This is a genomic window from Streptomyces sp. NPDC002324, from assembly GCF_053593335.1.
Window position 1 is genome coordinate 1 of sequence record NZ_JBSFCF010000038.1, and the last position, 18,744, is coordinate 18,744.

12 protein-coding genes and 2 pseudogenes are annotated in these 18,744 nt (G+C 70.9%); 6 read left to right on the forward strand and 8 right to left on the reverse strand.

The genetic code is table 11. The annotated features are described in order from the left end of the window. Positions 1 to 119: 119 nt before the first annotated feature. The 4 genes from ACWCRJ_RS35130 to ACWCRJ_RS35145 all read right to left on the reverse strand — a co-directional run bounded on the left by ACWCRJ_RS35130 (position 120) and on the right by ACWCRJ_RS35145 (position 8,394). Positions 120 to 818: a ribosome-inactivating family protein gene (locus tag ACWCRJ_RS35130; RefSeq protein WP_450943078.1), complete on the reverse strand. Its 699-nt coding sequence runs from the start codon at positions 816 to 818 to the stop codon at positions 120 to 122. A gap of 137 nt (positions 819 to 955) precedes the next feature. After that, the gene (locus ACWCRJ_RS35135; protein WP_450943079.1) at positions 956 to 2,377 is read right to left on the reverse strand and encodes a hypothetical protein; all 1,422 of its coding nucleotides are present in this window, start codon (positions 2,375 to 2,377) and stop codon (positions 956 to 958) included. Positions 2,378 to 2,427: 50 nt separating this feature from the next. Then, positions 2,428 to 3,705, reverse strand: coding sequence for a glycosyltransferase (locus tag ACWCRJ_RS35140; protein ID WP_450943080.1), 1,278 nt, complete (start codon positions 3,703 to 3,705; stop codon positions 2,428 to 2,430). Positions 3,706 to 4,668: 963 nt separating this feature from the next. Further along, a complete protein-coding gene (locus ACWCRJ_RS35145; RefSeq protein ID WP_450943081.1) occupies positions 4,669 to 8,394 on the reverse strand; it encodes an nSTAND1 domain-containing NTPase in 3,726 nt (1,241 codons plus the stop codon). Positions 8,395 to 8,706: 312 nt separating this feature from the next. On the opposite strand from ACWCRJ_RS35145, the pseudogene ACWCRJ_RS35150 reads away from it, so the two are divergent. After that, positions 8,707 to 8,885, forward strand: a pseudogene (locus tag ACWCRJ_RS35150) (phospho-N-acetylmuramoyl-pentapeptide-transferase); the annotation flags it as partial. Positions 8,886 to 8,917: 32 nt separating this feature from the next. Here the strand turns inward: ACWCRJ_RS35150 and ACWCRJ_RS35155 are convergent. From ACWCRJ_RS35155 to ACWCRJ_RS35165, 3 genes are all read right to left on the reverse strand, one after another. Continuing rightward, complete coding sequence (locus tag ACWCRJ_RS35155; protein WP_450943082.1) at positions 8,918 to 9,454, reverse strand: pentapeptide repeat-containing protein; 537 nt, start codon at positions 9,452 to 9,454, stop codon at positions 8,918 to 8,920. 478 nt (positions 9,455 to 9,932) lie between these two features. Next, a complete protein-coding gene (locus ACWCRJ_RS35160) occupies positions 9,933 to 10,112 on the reverse strand; it encodes a hypothetical protein (protein ID WP_450943083.1) in 180 nt (59 codons plus the stop codon). Positions 10,113 to 10,836: 724 nt separating this feature from the next. Then, positions 10,837 to 12,324 carry an FG-GAP and VCBS repeat-containing protein gene (locus ACWCRJ_RS35165; RefSeq protein WP_450943084.1) on the reverse strand — a complete coding sequence of 496 codons (1,488 nt, stop codon included), beginning with the start codon at positions 12,322 to 12,324 and terminating at the stop codon, positions 10,837 to 10,839. 544 nt (positions 12,325 to 12,868) lie between these two features. Here ACWCRJ_RS35165 and ACWCRJ_RS35170 point away from each other — a divergent pair. The 5 genes from ACWCRJ_RS35170 (at position 12,869) to ACWCRJ_RS35190 (ending at position 17,726) form a co-directional block, all read left to right on the forward strand. Next, the gene (locus tag ACWCRJ_RS35170) at positions 12,869 to 14,005 is read left to right on the forward strand and encodes an amidohydrolase family protein (RefSeq protein WP_450943085.1); all 1,137 of its coding nucleotides are present in this window, start codon (positions 12,869 to 12,871) and stop codon (positions 14,003 to 14,005) included. Positions 14,006 to 14,701: 696 nt separating this feature from the next. Continuing rightward, on the forward strand, positions 14,702 to 15,322 hold the full coding sequence (locus ACWCRJ_RS35175; RefSeq protein ID WP_450943131.1) for a hypothetical protein: 621 nt from the start codon (positions 14,702 to 14,704) through the stop codon (positions 15,320 to 15,322). Beyond that, positions 15,319 to 15,972 carry a hypothetical protein gene (locus ACWCRJ_RS35180; protein WP_450943086.1) on the forward strand — a complete coding sequence of 218 codons (654 nt, stop codon included), beginning with the start codon at positions 15,319 to 15,321 and terminating at the stop codon, positions 15,970 to 15,972. The genes ACWCRJ_RS35175 and ACWCRJ_RS35180 overlap by 4 nt, the downstream gene beginning before the upstream one ends. A gap of 288 nt (positions 15,973 to 16,260) precedes the next feature. Then, positions 16,261 to 17,127 carry a metalloregulator ArsR/SmtB family transcription factor gene (locus ACWCRJ_RS35185; protein ID WP_450943087.1) on the forward strand — a complete coding sequence of 289 codons (867 nt, stop codon included), beginning with the start codon at positions 16,261 to 16,263 and terminating at the stop codon, positions 17,125 to 17,127. Next, complete coding sequence (locus ACWCRJ_RS35190) at positions 17,124 to 17,726, forward strand: dihydrofolate reductase family protein (RefSeq protein ID WP_450943088.1); 603 nt, start codon at positions 17,124 to 17,126, stop codon at positions 17,724 to 17,726. Before ACWCRJ_RS35185 ends, ACWCRJ_RS35190 begins: the two co-directional genes overlap by 4 nt. A gap of 201 nt (positions 17,727 to 17,927) precedes the next feature. Here ACWCRJ_RS35190 and ACWCRJ_RS35195 read toward each other — a convergent pair. Next, a pseudogene (locus ACWCRJ_RS35195) lies at positions 17,928 to 18,675 on the reverse strand (xanthine dehydrogenase family protein molybdopterin-binding subunit); the annotation flags it as partial. Positions 18,676 to 18,744 lie beyond the last annotated feature (69 nt).

Below are 18,744 nucleotides of genomic sequence, written 5' to 3' on the forward strand. Positions count from 1 at the left end.
GTCGGTGAGTTGCGTACGTGTCACACCCAGCGTCCTACCAGGTCCCACCCCCGCACGGGACCAGAACCCGAGAATGATCACGACCTCACACAGGCCCTAGAGCACTTCCGACACACGCCCTAGTCGCGCATCACGCCGACCTGCTGTGCAGTGACGAAGACGTCGGACCCGTTGTCCATGCCGTTCGCGATGCGGTCGGCGATGGGGCGGAACCGGGAGGCCTCGGTGATGGCGATGACATAGCGCAGCATGCCGCGTGCCTGGGCGGTGCGGTCGGTGCCGCGGACGGTCAGGTCCCTGAGGCTGTTCTCGAGGCTGCGACGGCTCAGGTTGACGGCGGTCTCCGACTGGTGCGCGACGCGGGCGAGGGCGTCGTAGCCCTCCTTGTCGAGGAACAAGTCGTCGTCGGTGGTGTCCCCCTGGTGGGGGACGTCGGAGGCGAGGTTCATGGCGAAGTCGTGCGGTGTGTCGCTGGAGGAGAACCGCACGACGCTGAAGTCTCCGAGCCGTACGAGCGCATGCACCGTGGGGGCGGGGTCGCCGTCGTTGATCATCATGTCGGCGAAACCGTCGGCCGAGGTCCGGGAGAGGTTCCGCAGCTGGTCGAGCATGGCCAGATAGCCGTCCGAGCCATGGTCGATGTTCCAGCGGACCTGTGGGCAGCGGACGTGTTTCTCGTCGGCGACGGCATCGACGTCGATCGGCATGTGGTCCGCCGCCGTCGAGGCGGCTGTGTCGGGGTCGTGGGGCCTCAGCAGGATCACCAGAAACCCGAGAAGGACGGACAAGGCGACCGTGATGAGGACGCTGGTGGGCATGGTGCGCTCCGGTGGTTCGACGTGCAGCGATTCAACGATCGACGCTCACAGCCGGGAGGTTGTCCGGCAGGCCCCTGGTGCCGCCGCAGACAACTCCGGACTATCGATTTCATCATGATTGTCCCGATGTGAGGCCGTCATGGACGCACGACGACGGTCCATCCGGGGTTGTAGGTGTCCGGCACCGGAAAACGTTGCCAGCCGCGCGCCCAGCCCGGTGGCTCCCGATCGAGGAGGACCATCGCACCGGAGTGCGCCGAGGGGTCCGTCTCGGTGACGGCGCAGCCCGCCGTATGAGCGACGGGAATCGTCGAACGATTCCCCGCGAGGACGCACGGCGGGTGCACCCCGTGCTCGCGCAGCACGGAGGTGATCCGGTCCCAGTCCCCGCGGGCCCGCTGCTGAATGCCCGCATGAGTGTGGACCAGACCGGCCTGGATGCCCCAGTGCCCGAGGAGTGCCAGGGTGAGCGCGGCGGCCGTCGGCAGCGAACGTCGGGCGCGGGCCCGGTGGACGACGGCGAGGAGCCCGACAGCGGCAGGGAGCGCCAGCAGGGCGTAGGCCGGCAGCAGGAACCGCGGCGCGGCGTAGGGGACGAGGAAGAGATACGGCGCCGCCGTGGCCACCGCCACCGCCACCGCCATCCGCAGTGGTGCGGCGGACCGGCGCGCCCGGCGCTCCGCCCACAGCCCCAGGCAGACCAGCAGGGGCAGCAGCACCCACCACTCCGTCACCGGCAGCCGCACGGTGTCGCCCGTGCAGGGACGGCACAGCAGCGGGCCGTCCAGCGCGGTGAGATGGGCACGCAGGGAGAAGACGGCCCGCAGGCCGCCCTGGACCTCGTCGGCCTCCGCGAGCCGGTTCCGTACCCCGCCGAACCGCACCTCGGCCTCGACGACCCAGGGCAGCGCACCCCCCACGAGTCCGACGGCCACGGCCGACAGACGCCCCCGGAGACGGCCGTGGTCACGCAACGCAGGCATCAGTACGGCGGCCAGGAGCAGCGGCACGGCGACGGCCACACCGTCGTTGGGTCGCATCAGGGTCACCACCGCCAGACCTGCCGCGACACCCGCGTACCGGGGACGCGGCGCGAGGAAACAGCCCACCGCGGCGGTGGCTCCCATCGCCGTGTAGTGGTTCGGCATCGCGGAGCCGGCGTAGAACAGAGTGATCCACAGGCTGCCGTACAGCCCGGCCGCCACCCACACCGCCGCCGGGCGGCGCAGGATCCGCAGCCAGGGCCGGAACCCCAGCCAGAGCGCACCGCCGGCCAGCAGGTGCAGCCACACCCTGAGCAGCAGCGTCGAGCCGCTCCACGAGGCGATCGGAGCAAGCAGCAGGGGGACCCCGCGGGTGCGAGGGGCGCTGAACGGGGTCTCCGGACCGTACGGTCCGAAGCGGCTGGCGTACACGATCTCGTCCCAGCCGAGCGGCAGGGTGATCGGTACGAGGACGGCCGACAGCAGACAGAACCCGGCGGCCACGATCCACAGCATCCGCTGTGCCGAGACCGCGGTGCGGTTCGCCTTCACCGCATCCGCGGTGCGATCGGCCACGCGATCCGGGTTCATCCGACCCGCGGTGCGATCGGCCATGCGATTCACGTTCATCCGACCCGGCCCAGCTCGCGCCGCCCGCGGCGCACCGCTCCGCGGGCGAGGATGCCTGCCGTGGCGGCGAGCACCGTGGCACGGTCGCGCCAGCCGGCCCGGCCGGGCGGTGGAGGGCCGGCCCGCCCGGCCCGCTCCTCCAGCAGTGTGCTGAACAGGCGCTCGTAGCGGTCGGCGACGTCACCCGGGGAGAATCGTTTCGCCGCACCGGTACGGGCGGCCCTGCCCATCTCAGCACGCCGTCCGTCGTCCCGCATCAGCGCCAGCAGCGCGTCGGCCACGCCCCGGGTGCTGTCGCGCGGGACGAGACAGCCGTCCACACCGTGGCGGATGATCTCGCGGGGCCCGTGGGGGCAGTCGGTGCTCACCACGGGCAGGCCGCAGCGCATGGCCTCCACGATCGTCATTCCGAACGACTCGTGCGCGGAGGTCACCGCGGCGATGGAGCCCTTGACCCACTCGGCGTCGAGGGGAGTGGCCGAACCCATCAGGAAGACCCGGTCACCCAGGCCGTAATGGGTTATCCGGTCGGCTATCCGGGCGCGCTCCGCGCCGTCCCCGTAGATGCGCAGGGACCAGTCGGGGCAGGCCGCACCGGCCAGGGCGAACGCGTCGACCAGCATCTCGTACCGCTTGACACGGACCAGCCGGCCCGCCGCGACGACGACCTTGGCCGCCGCGTGGGCCGGCGGCACCCCGGGTTCGGGGACGCTGTTGGGGACGGCCAGCACCCGGGTGCGCGGCAGCCGCATGCCGCGCCGGTGGTCGCGCGCGTCGGCCTCGGTCATGGTGACCAGTGCGTCGAGACCGTCGTACCAGCGCTGGAGTTCCGTCCGCAGCCGGTGCGGGTGGTTGTCGTGGGTGAGGTGTTCCTGGCCGACCCGTACGGCATGGCGTGGCCCGAACCGGGCCACCAGCGCGTTGAGTCCGGCCCTGGTGCCCACGACGACGTCGGCGTCCGTCCTCCCCAGCCAGTCGATGACCCGCTGCTCGGCGAGCCGGTGGTACTGGGGCGAACGGCTGTCCCCCTTCGGGTAGACCTCTCCGGCCTGCCGGGCGAGAGTGTGCGCCATGTCCGCGGATCCCTCGCGCCGGTCCACCAGGGCCCGCAGCGGCACCTCCGGCGACCGTCCCAGTCGTGGTTTCTCGCGGTGCCGGAAGACCGACACGAGTTCCACCTGGTGCCGCCCGGCGAGCGTTTCGGCGAGTGTCATGGTCGTCCGTACGGTGCCCCCCATCGCGTAGGCGTTGTGCAGCAGAAAGGTGATGCGCACGTGCGGCGTCCCCCGGTTTCCCTGTGATGTGGCTGGTCGGTGTCACTGTGTTCGCTTTCGGCGAGGCGACCGCACCCGCGGCGACGCACCCGAGCCGGCCGGAGCCGGCGGAGCTGCGGGCGGGTTCTGCCTGCCGCGTCCCGCGAAGAGTTGGCGCGGGTCGGTTCGAGCCCGGCACGGCCGGCGACCGATCGGGGCGGCCGACAGCCGGCGCGGGCCCGGTCGGGCGCTTCCTCAGGTGAGAGGCCGGGGCCACGGCCGGAGCGAAGGGCCGCGGAGGTCCGTCCGGTGTGGATACGGATCACGGTGTCGGCCGGATCGCGGTGCTGGTCCCTGACCGTCTCGGCGCGGACCGGCCGCAGCGCGTCGGCGAACGGCGCCGGCGCCGGCGGCCGGACGTCGTTGCCGCCGTGTGCTTCCTCGGCGTCCACCCCGCAGTCCTCGGCCATGCCCTCGGGGCGCACCGCCGCAGGTGTGATCGGCTCGCTCGCGGGGGCGACGTCGCGGCGGCTGGCGAGGTGCTTCCGACGCGGGGAGCGTCATCGCGCCGGTGAAAGACATGTGCTCTTCTCCGGTGGTCAGGGTGCCGGGATCCGGCCTTGCCGCACCGACGCTCGCAACCGGAATGTTGTTTGGCACGTCCCTTTCGCCAGGCCGGACAAACCCGTGGGCGGTTGCGGACCGGCCGTCGTCACAGGCTTCCGCCTCTGCCGGGACGACCCCTGGGAGTGCTCGCCAGGCGTCCGCGTACTGCTCCGCGCCCCGGGCGACCGGGCGTGCGTCATCGCCTCACGCTCCGGGACGTCGCCGGAGCGGTCCGGTCCGGTCCGGTCCGGTCCGGTCCGGTCCGGTCCGGTCCGGTCCGGTCCGGTCCACCGAGGTTCCCCCACGGCCCGCGCGAGCACGGCCACTACCGCCTCTGGAAGTGGCGACCCGTCCCGCTTTCATGATCCACGGAGACGGTCAGGGGCAGACACGCCGATACGGCTGGTCCGGAACGTAGGTGCGCCACTGCGCCCGGGTCAGCTCCGTGTTCCCGGCACGGGAGCAGACGAGGGACACCGCTCGGTCAGGGTCCACGACGTACCGCTGGAGCGGGACGTGCACGCCGCCCGCGTACAGCGTGGTGCTGTCCGGGCTGAAGGCGAGCGTGTCGACGCTCCCACCGGGGGTGGGCAGAGAAGGTCCGAGGGGTTGCCGGGTCGCGATGTCCCAGAGCTGGACGGTGCCCGCGTCGCCTCCCACGGCGAGCGTGCTGCCGTCCGGGCTGAACGCGAGAGCCGTGATCGTCTCGGCCGAGTCGGAGGCCGGATCGATGGGCGCCAGGAAGACGTTTCTCAGGATGCCCGCCCGGTGCCGGACGTCGGCGTCCCAGAGGGACACCCGGCCTGTCGCGTCGCCGGCCGCCAGGCCGGAGCCGTCGGGAGCGAAGGCGACGGCTCCGATGTCGTCGTGCTGGACGAGGTCATGGGCGTGGGACCGGCCCGCTCGGACGACGCGGTTGTCGGTCACGAGGAGCCTGCCGTTGCGGCTGACGGCCAGATGACGGCCGGCCGGGTCGGGGAGGAGCGCCGTCCTCCGCCGGCGCGTGGTGTCCCATGTCTCGTTGACGAAGCCGTCGGTGGTCAGACGTGCAATGAGGAGCGTGCGACCGCCCGGTCCCAGGGCGATCGCGTCCGGCGGCATTGCGGACGCCGTCGCCAGGTCCACCGTGGTCTTCGCCCGTCCGGCGGCCACGTCCCACACCGTCAGACGCTGAGGCACCGTGTCCCAGCCGGGGGCGGAGACTCCGTACGCGAACATGCCGCCCTCGGGGCTGAAGGACAGCAAGGGCTCGATGATGTCCGCGGGGACGGTCGGTATGCCGGTGCGGAAGACGGGACGTGACGGGTCCGGCAGGGTGCGCAGCAGACGGCCGTCGCGCGTGTTCCGCAGCCGGAAGACGTAGCGGTCGCCGATACGTTCGGCGGTGGCGAGCGTCCTGCCGTCGGGGCTGAGCCGGACCCCGGTGAGCGGCCTCGTGCGCCAGGCGCGGGTGAGCGTCGTGGTGAGGTCGAGGGTGTGGACCGTGCCCCCTTCGAGGTACCGCAGCAGGGGCCGCGAGGAGTCCCAGGCGAGACCGGAGAGCGTCTCGTTGTCCAAGGAGTGCCGGAAAACGGGGGTGCCGCCGCTGGGCAGACGCCACACTCTGATCTCCTGGCCGCCGCCGGTGGCCAGGAACGAGCCGTCCGCGCTCAGGACGGCCCCAAAGGCACCCGGGTGGGCGACGTCGGCGAGCTCTCGTCCCGACGTGGTGTCCCATACACGCACCCGGTCCTCGGCGAGAGCGAGGAGCCGGCCGCCGGCGAGGCCGAGGAGGGTGTCGTCGCCACAGACGCCGCGAGCTCTCGTCCAGGCACCGGAGCGGACGCTGCGCGCGGAGGTGTCCCAGACCTGCGGGGCCCGGTCGCGGGGGCAGACTGTCAGCAGCCGGTCGTCGGCCGCCGCGTGGGTGAGCTCCCCCCGGCCGGCCGACGGGGTCCGGAAGACCAGATGGCCGTCGGTGGCGGAGTAGAGCCCAGCCCGGTCGTCGTCCGGGCTCCTCACCAGGTAATGGCGGCCACTCGCCCCGAAGCTCACGGTGTCCCTGAGCGGCAGGAGGCCCCCGATCCAGCGCCTCGTTCGGGTGTCCCACAGCCGCTGGGTCCTGGCAGTGGCCGAGATGACGAGCACCCGGCCGCCCGGGCCCGCGGCGAGTATGCCCCCGTGAGGCACAGGCCCCGAGGCGATACGGCGGTGGGTGCCCACATCCCACGTCCGCCAGGTGTTGTCTCCGACGCTGAGCAGAGTGCGCCCGGAGACGTCGAGGAACCGCCCCGGGGTGTCACCGGGCGCCGGGTCGGTGAAGTTGTCCAGCTCGGGCTGGGCCAGCGCGCCCAGCAGGGCTCGGCGGGACTCCGGCAGCGGAGAGGTCCGCCATGCGGCGACGCCGAGCAGCATCGCGGTGCGCGGGTCGGTGGTACGCAGCGCGTCGGCGACCGCGGCCACCCGGCGGGCGGCCGTGTCGGTGGTCTGCTTCTCGCTGTCCTGACGCAGCCGCACGGCGGTCAGGCCGATGACCAGGGCCACCGCCAGCACGGCGCAGAGCGAGGCGGTGAGCGTGCGGCTCCGGCGCCGGGCCCGGGCAGCGGCCCGCTCCTCCGCTGCCCGCTGCTCCGCCGCGGCGGCCAGGAAGGCCGTCTCCTCGGATGTCAGACCGTCGTAGCCGCGGTCGCCGTCCGCGAACAGCTCCTCGGCCCGCGCCAGGCGGGTGCCCCGGTAGAGCGTGCCCGGGTCGCGGTCGTGCTGCAGCCAGGTGCGGGCGGCGTCGGTGAGCTGCCGGTGGTGGCGCAGCCGCTCCCGGTCCGCGTCGATCCACTCGCGCAGCCGCGGCCAGCAGGTGATGAGCGCCTCGTGGGCGAGCTGCACGCCGTCGTCGTCCGTGGTCAGCAGCCGGGCCCGGGTCAGCCGCCCGGCGACGGCCCGCACTTCGGGATCCTCCCACCCGGCCATCTCCTCCCAGCCGAGCGGGCGGCGCGTGTCGGCGTTGCCCTGGCCGGGCTCGACCATGCGCAGGAGCAGGTGCCGGGCGGCGTGCGCCTGCGCCGGGGAGAGTTCCCCGTACGCCTCCTCGGCGCTGGCCGCGATCGCGCCGCGTACTCCGCCGGCCGCTTCGTACGCGGCCAGGGTCAGCATCCGTCCCTTGCGCCGCCGCCAGGTCTCCAGCAGGGCGTGGGACAGCATCGGCAGTCCGCCGGGCTCGTCGAGCACGTCCTCGACGATCCGCGCGGTCAGGGTCCGTTCCACGATGAGCCCGGCCGCCTGCGCGGGACCGATCACCGCCTCGCGCAGCTCATCGGCGGTCATGGGCCTGACCAGGAGCCCGTTCCTGTGGAGCGCCTCCGCCAGGCGCGGGTGCTCGGCGCACCGTGCGTAGAAGTCGGATCGCACGGAGATGAGCACGCGCAGTCGGCTTCCCGGGTCGCGCGCGGCGAGCAGCAGACCGAGGAAGCGGTCCCGCTCGGCACGGTCGCGGCAGAGGGTGAAGACCTCCTCGAACTGATCCACCACCACCCAGCACTCCGGATCGTCGGCCTCCGGCGCCAGCAGATGTCCGTAGGTGGTGGCGGGCCGGGCCCCGGGGGTGAGAATCCGAAGGACCGCCGTACGTCCCTCCTGCGCGATCTTCTTCCGCAGCAGGGGAATCAGCCCGGCCCGCAGCAGGGACGACTTGCCGCTGCCGGACGCCCCGAACACCACCGCGAACGGGGACCCGCACGCCAGCTCGCTCAGCTCGTCGGCCAGCCGGTCCCGGCCGAAGAACAGCTCACGGTCGTCCGGCTCGAAGCGCGCCAGGCCACGGTAGGGCGGGGCGACATCGGCATCCTCCTGCCGCTCCTCTCCGGCGAGCGCCTCGGCCTCCGCCCAACGCATCTCCCACGCAGTGGGGTCCTCCTCCCCGCACGCCTGGACGTACGCCCGGAGCACGGCCAACGACGGCAGGCGCTCGCCGCTCGCGGCCTTCGCCAGGGTCGTCACCGAGAAGCCGGCCTTCTTCGCCATGGCCCGGTACGACACATTGCCCGCCGCGCGACGCAGCTCCCGAAGGTCGTGGGCGAGCCGCTGCACGGGACCGGCCGCCGGGTCGACCGGTAGTTCGGGACGCCCCATCGTGAAGCCTCTTTCACACACAAGCAGAACAAGCTGATCAGCAGCACAAGGTACTTTTCGTCCCGCTCGGGCGAAAACCCTTTCCGACTGTGATCTCCGTCGGCGAGGTTGTCCGCACCAGGGGTGCTGAGCCTGTTCTCTCTGACGAGAGCGGGAGTGGTGACCACGCCCGGATTGCCGGGTCAGGCCGATCCCGACGGCAGTGACCGCTCTCGGCAGTGCGGCTGCATGGGGTGGGCGCATGAGAACCAGCGACACCGGTGCGGCAGTCGCGTATCAGAGCGCGACCGAGGGGGAGACCGCCGCCCGACGTCCCTGGGCCTGCGGGCCGGGGCGAAGATGGCCGGTCAGCTGATCGTGGGCACCGTGTTCGCCCTGCTCGCCATCCGGTTCGCGGACGAGCGGGGCCAGACGTCGGCCCCCAGAAGCTGTCGTTCGTCACCGACTTCGGCTGGACCATCGGGCCGGTGCTGTTCGTCGTATGGGCCCTGCTGTAGATCGTGATCTTGCCGCCACGCAGGGCCTACTCGTTCGTGCCGTGCCGGGGTGGCCACCCGATGACGTCTTCCGCTCGAACGTTGCGCAAGGACGCTCCTTGGAAGTGGGCACCGGTGATGTTGGTCAGCCCGAGCGGGGGTACGCCGGTGTTTACTCTTTCGAACCTGGCGTCGGTCAGATCGGTGTCGCGCAGGTCAGCACTCCGTAGATCGCATCCGGCCAGGCTGACGGCGCGCAGTGAAGCCCCGCGCAGGTCTGCGTTGCTGAAGTCACAGAACTTGAACCAACACCCGTCCAGGGTGGCGTGGCGTAGATCGGTGCCGATGAACGAGCAGCGAGTGAACCGCAGCCGCAACGTGCGAGCCGAAGCAAGGTTCTGGCCGGTGTAGTCCTCACCGTTCACGGCCGCATGGCTGTGGAGCGCGGCGAGTCGTTGTCTCGCGGTCATTGGCGTGGTCATGTGCGCCAGCATGTCAGCCGGGTCGGTGTGCTCGTGGTCGGGCATGTACGCGCCCTCGGCGGCGGCCCCGATCTCCTGATCGGGTTCGTGCTCGGCGCGCACGACGGCGACCAGAGCATCTCCACCGTGCGGATCCAGTCCTCGTCACGCTCCGCCAGCGCGGAATGTCGCCGGCCCCGTCGGCGGCCAGCCGCAGCAACCAGCCGTCCGCCGCCCCGCTCTCACGCCCGTCGCGGGTCAGAGCGGACACACCGTGCGCACCTGCGGGTTCAGGCCGATGCCGGGGCGGGCATCCGCAGCAGCGCGCCGGTCGCCTCCGGGCCGGCCGCCGCCACACGTTCGGCGTGCTCGGCCAGCCATGCCCGTGCCTGCTGGGGAGCGGCTTCGGTGAGATGGTCGAGGTAGGGGGCGGCGGGCCAGTGACATTCCGGGCCGGGGGTGTCGGGCAGCAGCCAGACCTCATCGAGCGGGCCCAGCCACCCAGCGGCCGGGCGGAAGAGGAAGAACTGGCGCAGCGCGCGCGGGTCGGCCCAGCCTGCCAGTTGTCCGGCGTCCTCGGGCGTGGGGTGTGGGCGGCTGGTCAGCTCCAGAACTTCCGCGGCGCGTCCGGAAGCGGCACGAACACCTCGCGCGCCAGGCGCAGAACCTGCCGGTAGCGGGCGCGGGCCTGGCTGGAGGGGGCGCCGTGCAGGACGCTGGAGGTGGCGCCGTAGATCTCGTCCGTCGAGAGTGCGGCCGCAGGGCGGTGCCCCGAGTACACGACTGCGCTGGTCGCCCCGCAGATTCGCGCTCGGGTACGCGTCTGGAATCGTGGTCGGTGTCGAAGTCGAGCTGGGCTTCGCGTCCGGAATCGTGGCTGGTCTCGGAGCCGGGTAGGCGCTCGGGCTCGCGTGCGGACTCTGGCCTGGGCTCGGGAGTGAGAGACCTGATCTGACCACCAACACTGCGCCAGCCATGGTGCTCTCCTCAGATCGCCGGACCTTCATCGCGGTTGGGCTCGCGGTTGGGCTCTCATTCGGGCTCGGCGCCGGGCTCTTGGCCGGGCATTGCCCGAGCCCACGCTCGGGTTCGCACCCGTGATGGGGCTCGGGGCCACTCTTGTGGCCGGGCTCGCGGTCGGACTGCAACGCACTGCATGGACGTACTTCGTGATGGCCAGGCCAGGGCTTACCTGACGGTGCGCCGCAAAGTCCCGCGGCATCTGGTGGCGTTCCTGCAGGACGCACACGAACACCGGGGCGTGCTGCGACAGGTCGGGGCGGTTTACCAGTTCCGGCACATTGACCTGCAGCGCCACCTCGCTCGGCAACTGAGAACCTGAATTGGGAGCTGTCTGCACGTGAGCGCTGGCCATTGGTCGCCATCGATCTGGCTGTGGTCCGACGCTTCGGGGATGGGGTCGGGTCGTGTCGCCGGCCTGCCGGACATGACGGTGGGGCGGCACCAGGCCGCCCCACCGAACCCCCGTTGCCCGATCGGCTCGCTCAGCGCAGGAGCGCGCCGAAGCGGGCGCCCGTGGCGGGCGCGGAGAGGTCGCCGGCGCCGAACGCGACGGACGACGTGGCCGTGAGACCGGTCGCCGTGCCGCGCAGCACCCAGACCGCGCCGTTCCAGCCGTTCTCGGCCTCGGAACCGGCCGCGAGGTCGGCGTGGCCGTCACCGTTGACGTCCAGCAGGGCGCTGCTCGCGCCGAACTGGTCGTCCTCCTCGGCGACTCCGGGGACCCCGGCGGTGTCCTGGTGGAAGGTCTGCGTGCCGGCGCCCGTGACGCCTGTGGCGCTGCCGGGGACCAGGGCGACGGAACCGGCGTCGGTGATGTCGCCGATGTCCTCGCCCGAGATGCCGAGCGCGATGTCGCCGAAGCCGTCACCGTTGACGTCCGCCACTGAGACCGTGGAGCCGATCCCGTCGCCCTCCTCCTCCACGCCGGGGAAGCCGGGCAGGTCCTGGTCGAAGACCTGTACGCGCTCCTCGGACAGGCCGGAGGCCGACCCGAACGCGATCTGGACCTTGCCGCCAGCCCAGTAGTTGCCCACCACGACGTCGTCGAAGCCGTCGTTGTTCACGTCCCCGATGCCGGTGCCCGTGCCGGTCGCCGTGCCGTCCGAGGGGGTCCAGCCGCTGGTGAAGCCCGTGCTGCCGCCGCCGAGGAACAGACGGTTGCCCCACTGGCCGTCGCCCGCGTACTTCCAGGCGACGATGTCGTCCTTGCCGTCGCCGTTGACGTCGCCGGTCCGGGTGGAGCGGATGGGCCCGCTGATCGAGTCGCCGTCCTCCTGGCAGCCGCCGTTGGTGGCGCAGGACGCGTCGCCTGCGTCGTAGCCCCACCAGTCGGCCTTGTCCAACAGCGGCAGGGTGGCGGTGGGCTGTCCGGCGCGGGTGACCGGGCCCTTCCAGACGGTGGCGTCGCCGCTCGCCGGGTCGTCGCCCGCGCCGGACAGGTAGGAGAACAGGGCGAGGTCCGTCTTGCCGTCGCCGTCGAAGTCGCCGGTCGTGGGGGACTGCCCGTACCCGGGTATGGCCGTGCCGCCGGTGAGTCCGGAGGCGGAGCCCCAGAGGATGACGGAGCCGGGACTGCCGCCCGAGATCACCAGGTCGCTGAAGCCGTCGCCGTCCAGGTCGCCCTTGGTGAAGTTGGTCCCGAAGCGCTGGTTCGCGGTGGCGGAGCCGGGAACGCCGCTGGTGGAGCGGCTGATGAGCTTCTTGTTGGCGGCGGAGACCCCGTTGGCGGAGCCGTACGTGACGGCCACGTAGCCCGCCTTGGCCTTGCTGGAGATCGTGGCGTCCGGAGCCGACACGACCAGGTCGGCGTATCCGTCGCCGTTGAAGTCGTCCTGCGTGTCCGCGGACCCGGTGGCCGCCAGCGCCGGGCCCCCGGTGAGAGCCATGGCGCCGAATCCTCCGGCGAGCAGCACCGCGGCTGCAAGGGGTGCGGTGAGCGCGGTACGGGTTCGGCGGTGTGCTCGGGACATACGTGAGCCTTTCGAGTCGGTCGGGTCTGTACGCGGAAGGCCGCGTTCAGTGGGTACGACTCGAGCCGGGCGATCCCAGTTGTACGTCCCAATGTCATGGATTCGTAACCGAGGAGACAGGTGTGGCGCTGAACTCCCTTGTTGTCACAGGGAGTTCAGCGCGTGTCACCGTCGGTCCACCAGATCGCCTCGACCCACTCAGGGTGGTCGATGCATGGGTTCTGAGAACCTGAAGGAAGCTATCTGCACCGAGTGCCGCTGACCTACCCCCAAGCCGCACAAGGGATGCGGCGTACTGGATGTGACCTGCTGTTTTGTGTAGACATGGCACTCGTACGGCACGCCTGGGCTCCCCCACCGGCGGTCGTCACGGGGCGTGCGTCCTGAAGCCGGACGGCGGCGGGACGTGGCGAGGGCCGTGCCTCTTGGACCGCGTCCGTCCGAGGTAACCGACCTCGAACAGGGCACGCCGTGCTGATCGCGAGCCCGTCGCCGGGCCATCGTGGTGCGACAAGCCGGATGGCGCTACGGATGGGATACGCGGATGTCGGAATCGACCCAGGCCATGAGTCGGCGCAGTCTGCTGATCACCGGTGGGGCGGTGGCGAGCGCCGTCGCCGCAACGGGCGGGGCCAGTGCTCTGGCCGGGGAGGAAGCTGTGCCGCGAGGCTCGGAGAGCGGTGCTGACGCCGGTCGGGCGAGGATTGACATCCACCACCATTTCACCGCTCCGGCATGGGTCGACTGGGCCGAGCGTGAGGGCCTGGTGCGGCGGCAGGAGCTGCCGTGGTGGGCGCGTTGGGATCTGAACTCCACTCTGGCGATGATGGACCGAGTGGGAATCGCAACCGCGGTCCTCAACCCGACCATGCAGGACCGGTACCGCTCCGCGGCGCAGGCCAGGGAAGGCCTCACCGTCGTCTTCGAGGCGCTGGCCGACCTGGTGGCCCTGCACCCGGGCCGTTTCGCCGTCCTCAGCCCCGCTGTGCTGGACCATCCCGAAGTGACCACGTGGGCTCTCCAACGCGCCTTCGACGAGCTCGGTGCGGTTGGAGTCAGCGTGAAAGCCAACTACAACGGCATCTACCTCGGCGATCCCTCGTACGACCGCTTCCTCGCAGAACTCGACGAACGCGCCGCAGTCCTCATCACCCACCCACTTGACCTCCCGAGCGGACCACCCGGCGTGCCCACCGTCCCCGGAATCCCGAACTTCATGTGCGATTTCCTGCTGGACACCACGCGCGCCGCCGTGAACCTGATCCGCACCAGGACACTCGACCGCTACCCGCATCTGTCAGTCGTCCTGCCCCACGCCGGCGGATTCCTCCCTCAGATCACCACCCGCATGAAGGCCTTCGGCGCCTTCTGCACCCCACCCCTCGATGCTGCCCGCGTACAGGACTACCTCCACCGCTTCTACTACGACACAGCGGGCCCGCTGGCCCCCTCGGGCACTCTGGTGGCCACCGCCGGTGCCGACCGGATCCTCTTCGGCACCGACTGGCCGGCCGCCTCCGCCGACATCATCACCGACTTCACGGTGCCCGCCATCGAGACCGACCCCGTTTTCACCAACCGCCAACGTCGCGGCATCAACCGCGACAACGCGCTCCGCCTCATGCCCACACTGAGACGCGCCGATGAGGGGGCAGAGCCGGGATCGGTCCAGTCGCCGTAGCCGAACAGGTGCAGGCGCTCCTCCACCGCGCGGGGTCCCGTCGTGGCGATGTGCCCGCGCGGGCCGCGGAGTTGGAGCGGGGCCAGATGCGCCAGGGCGGGCCGGTACCCGGTCGGCGGCGCACAGCCGCGCTGGAGGCGGTGTTCACCGCCCGTCGACCACTGATCCGGACACCGTGCGCGAGTGCCTCGTGGGCAGCGATCGGCGATTATATCGAGGGCAACGAGTTCTGGCCTACCGGAACAGCAGCGACGTACCCCCCGCCCTTCCGAGCCTGCCTGCCGAAGACGCCGTGGGTCCTCGGTGAAAGTCCCTCAGTCATGTTGAACGCACTCGGCCATGTGCCCCCTCACTGCAGGAACGACGACGGTGTCGTGCCGGGTCTCGTGGCAATGAGACCTCCCCGACGCCTTGTCGGCCGGGGGGACACCAGCCGCAGCCACGCCGGGGCGCCGGGGGCGGTGCGGGCCTGCGCCAGGACCGCATCCTCAACAAAGCCTTCGCCACCGGCGACCCTCTCAAGCTCATGAGGCTCTTCGGCATCACCGAACAGACCGCCATGCGCTACGTCGGCACCGTCTATCCGGAGCGAACTGCGAAACTGCCCAGGTAGCAGGCCCCGCCTTGAGCCCGATACCGCAGCTAAAGCCGTGGCGGTGCGGCAGTGGGGTCCGGCATCATCCCCGTGTGATCGTGATGCACCCCGTTCTGGAAGTCTTCGCTGCCGACGACTTTGCGCTCTGGCCGGTCGGCGAGCACGAGTCGTACGGCTACCTCGTTCTGGACGGGGAGCTGACTCCGGCGGAGGTCGGCACGGCGGTTATGCGGATCGCCGACTGCAACGACTTCGAGCCGGAGGAGGAGCACGGGCCGTGCCCGACCGATCCGCTCGGCACGTTCCTGCACGGGCTGCTCACCATGCCCGACCTGTTCGCCGCCGGCGGGTTCCGGGTGATTGACGACGCTACCGACACCGTCTTTGTCGAGCCGGGCTGCTGCAGCGGCCTGGAGAGCTGGCGGGACTGGCTGGAGGTGCTCGACGGCACCGGCTGCTCGTACTTCGGCCACGACCCGTCCTCGGTGGCCGAGCGCGTCGGCGACACCGTCCGGCTGACTCTCGACGCCTACGCGAAGGACGACAGCCCTGGGATCGAGCTGCCAGTAGACCAGGTACGCGCGCTCGTCACCGGTGCCCAGCAGGACTTGCGGGACTTCCTCAGCCTCGCCGGAACCTGGGCCGAACAACACCTGCCGGCACATGCCGCCGCCGTCACCGCCGCCCTGGCCCGGGCCCTGGACCTGGGGCCCACACAATGACCAGCTTCCTGACCCACCGAGCGCGCGTGCACGACGCCCGCCTCCCCCTCCGCCGTCGGCACAGCGCGCTGCGGACCTGCATCACCCTCTTCGCGCCATACGGCTTCCGGGCGACCTGTCACCACCTCACGCTCAGCGCCGCGATCCCCCGGCGGCTGGAGGCGGATCCGGACGCGCTGGTGCGGGCGGTGGAGGAACTGTTTGAGGCGCGGGTGCTGTGGCTCGCGCGGGCGGAGGAGTACGCCGCGCAACGCCGGGCAGAGAAGCGGGCCGGGCGGCGGGCTGTGGTGGACCCGCGACCGTGGTGGCTGCGGAGTTGGTGGGAGGGCCCGAACCGCGCCTGGTACGAAGACCCGTTTCGCCATCCGTCGCTGCGGCTGTCCGAGTACGTCCGGCGGCAGAACGCGATTTTGGACGGCGCCGATCTTCCCGGCTGCCCCGCCTGCGGGGACGAGAGACCGCTGGAGTCGAACTCGACCGGGCACGGATGGGTGGAGCTGTGCCGTGGGTGCGCGTGGGTACTGGCGCCATGTCCGTGCGGGCAGCGGCACCGGTTCGTCCCGGATGCCCCGTTCAACTGGAAAGGGATCTGGCAGCGGGCGCACATGAGCGATGACGGCATGCCGAGCCGACATTGGCCTGCGGGCTGACAGTTGGATGCGGCACGGCGAACGCCCGGGAAGTCAAAGCCCGTAAACCACGGCGAACCCGCGCGCAGGACCACCACAGCCATCAAGTGACATGCAGGTTCCGGCCTCTCACCGCTCAGGTTTCCTGGAACCCGCGCGTTCTCGGACGGGCGATGCTGCCGGGGCCAAGAGTGAAGTCGAAGCGGAAGCATCGCACACGCGAGATCCAGTGTCGCACTCCCGGTGCGCCTCTGACCGACCCCACATATTCCTTGACACGAATATTCTTCATGGAGAATACTTCTCCTCATGGACGCACTCCTCATCGCGCTGGCCGATCCGGCCCGCTGGCGGCTCGTGACACTGCTGGCCGAGCGGCCTCGTTCGGTCGGCGTCCTGGCACGGCTCGCCAAAGCCCGCCAGCCGCAGACGACCAAGCACTTGCAAGCCCTGGAGCGCGCGGGCGTCGTCACCTCCCAGCGCTCCGGCCAGCGTCGCGTCTATGCACTCCAGCCAGGCCCTCTGCGGGGTCTGGCGGCCGCTCTCAACCGGCTCGCCGACGCCGCGGACCAGAGCGGTGGCCCGCGCGAGACCTTCGACCGGTACGGGATCAGCCTCGACGCCGAGCGGTCCGAGGCGCGGGAGCCGGGGTGGGCCGACGGTCGTTCATTCCGCTTGCACCGGTCGATGAAGGGGAGTCCCGAGCTGGTGTGGCGTCACCTGACCGAGTCGGCTCTGCTTGCCCGCTGGTGGGCGCCCGACGGCCTGCGCGTCTCAAAGTTTGCGTTCGAGGCACGACCTGGTGGGCGGATCGTCTTGGAATACCGCGACGCCGAGGACATCGACGACTCCGAGGCGATCGTCGGGCACGCGGAGGGCGTCGTCGACGATGTTCGCCCTGGTGAGCGCCTGACCTACCAGCTCTCCCCACTGCTCTCCGACGGCAGCTTCGCTTTCGTCGGCCACCTCGACCTCAACCTCCGGCCCGCCGCCCACGGCACCGACCTGGACGTCCTCTACCGGGTCACCGACAGCACCGTCGACTCCGCGGACTTCGCTGCCGGCATCGAGATCGGCTTCGGCCAGAGCCTCGACAGACTCGCGACGACCCTCGCCACCGATACCCGCACCACCGGCAGCACCGTGCACGACACCGACACAAGGAGCACGACATGACCGCGCAGACCACCGGACGCAAGGTGACCGCCAACCTGGCCATCAGCCTCGACGGGCGCTACCACGGAGCAGGCGGGCCCGCCGACTTCGCCGCGTTCGCCACCTACGCGACCACCGACGTCGCGCGCGACCAGATGACCCGCATGCGGGAGAACGCGACCACGGCGCTGCTCGGCCGGGTCCTCGCCGAGGGATTCATGGGGTATTGGCCGCCGGTCGCCGCTGACGACAAGGCCGATCCCCGCGACCGCGGATACGCCAAGTGGCTGGTCGACACCGAGAAGGTGGTGTTGTCGACCACCCTGACCGAGGCGCCATGGGAACGCACCCGCATCATGAACGGCCCCGTCGCCGACATCATCGCCGACCTGAAGGCTGATGGCGAGGGCGACATCCTCGTGAATACCAGCCCCAGCATCACCAAGGCGTTGCTGTCAGCCGACCTGCTCGACCGGATGTACCTCACCGTCATCCCGGAGATCGCCGGCGGCGGGATGCGGCTGTTCGACGACGGCCTCCCCCCGACGAAGTGGAAGCTCACCCACCAGGAGACCGGTGACCTGGGCGCGATGGCCCTCGTCTACGACCGGCTCCGCTGAGCCCCAACGCCCCCGAGACGCGGGCACGGCAACTCCCCCTGAACGACACCAGTCTCTGACCAGCAAAATCGACGGGCATGCTCGGGTAGTTCCGCCGACCGATACAGCTGTCGAGGTGCCCGTTGCCCCTTCGTCCCCGTTCCGGTGAGCAGGTCCCGTCTCTGACTGCGGCTTCTCCTCCGTGGCCCGGGACACCCCGGCTCAGATCAACGCCTGTGCGGTGATGGGCAGTTCGCGGATGCGGCGGCCGGTGGCGTTGTAGACCGCGTTGGCGATGGCCGCCGCCACGCCGACCTGGACGATCTCGCCGATCCCCTTGACGCCGAGCGGGTTGGCCTGCGGATCCTCACTCTCCAGGTAGATGGCCTTGAGGTCCGGGATGTCCGCGTTGACGGGGACGAGGTAGTCGGCGAGGCTCGCGTTGACGATCCGGCCGTCACGGTGATCGGTGACCGCGTGCTCAAGCAGGGCCTGGCCGATGCCCGACCATGCCGCCCAGCGCCTGGCTGTCCGCGAGCTCGGGGCTGACGATGCGGCCTACGTCGTACACGCCGAGCATCCGCCTCACTCGTACCAGGTCCAGGGTGGCGTCGACCCCGACCTCGGTGAAGACCGCGCCATAGGAGAAGTATGCGTGGCGCGCGGGTTCCGGCGCCCCGGCGTTCGCACCTTCGGCTTCGAGGTGCGTGAGCCTGTTCCGGGTCAGCAGCCGCTGGTAGGTCTCGCCGCGGGCCGGGTTCTTCTGCACGTGCAGTCGGCCGCCGCGCACGACGACGGTCATGGTCATCGAGTCGCCGTGCGGCGGGGTCGGCGGGTAGAGGGAGTCGCCGAGCCGGAAGGTCACCGCGCGCATGGTCAGCCCGAGCGCGTCCGCGGCGACCTGAGTCTGCGAGGTGTAGGTCCCCGGACCCATGTCGATCGTGGCCGCCTCGGCCACCGCGGTGCTGTCGGGCCTCCAGATCGAACACGGTGGAGAGTTCGGTCTGGGTGCCGACCACCCGCTGGGTCTTGTCCCACA

Excerpts from the sequence above, each read along its gene's own strand:
- ACWCRJ_RS35130 (WP_450943078.1), bottom strand. The coding sequence starts at position 818 with ATGCCCACCAGCGTCCTCATCACGGTCGCCTTGTCCGTCCTTCTCGGG.
- ACWCRJ_RS35145 (WP_450943081.1), bottom strand. The coding sequence starts at position 8,394 with ATGGGGCGTCCCGAACTACCGGTCGACCCGGCGGCCGGTCCCGTGCAG.
- ACWCRJ_RS35165 (WP_450943084.1), bottom strand. The coding sequence starts at position 12,324 with ATGTCCCGAGCACACCGCCGAACCCGTACCGCGCTCACCGCACCCCTT.
- ACWCRJ_RS35170 (WP_450943085.1), top strand. The coding sequence starts at position 12,869 with ATGTCGGAATCGACCCAGGCCATGAGTCGGCGCAGTCTGCTGATCACC.
- ACWCRJ_RS35175 (WP_450943131.1), top strand. The coding sequence starts at position 14,702 with ATGCACCCCGTTCTGGAAGTCTTCGCTGCCGACGACTTTGCGCTCTGG.
- ACWCRJ_RS35180 (WP_450943086.1), top strand. The coding sequence starts at position 15,319 with ATGACCAGCTTCCTGACCCACCGAGCGCGCGTGCACGACGCCCGCCTC.
- ACWCRJ_RS35185 (WP_450943087.1), top strand. The coding sequence starts at position 16,261 with ATGGACGCACTCCTCATCGCGCTGGCCGATCCGGCCCGCTGGCGGCTC.
- ACWCRJ_RS35190 (WP_450943088.1), top strand. The coding sequence starts at position 17,124 with ATGACCGCGCAGACCACCGGACGCAAGGTGACCGCCAACCTGGCCATC.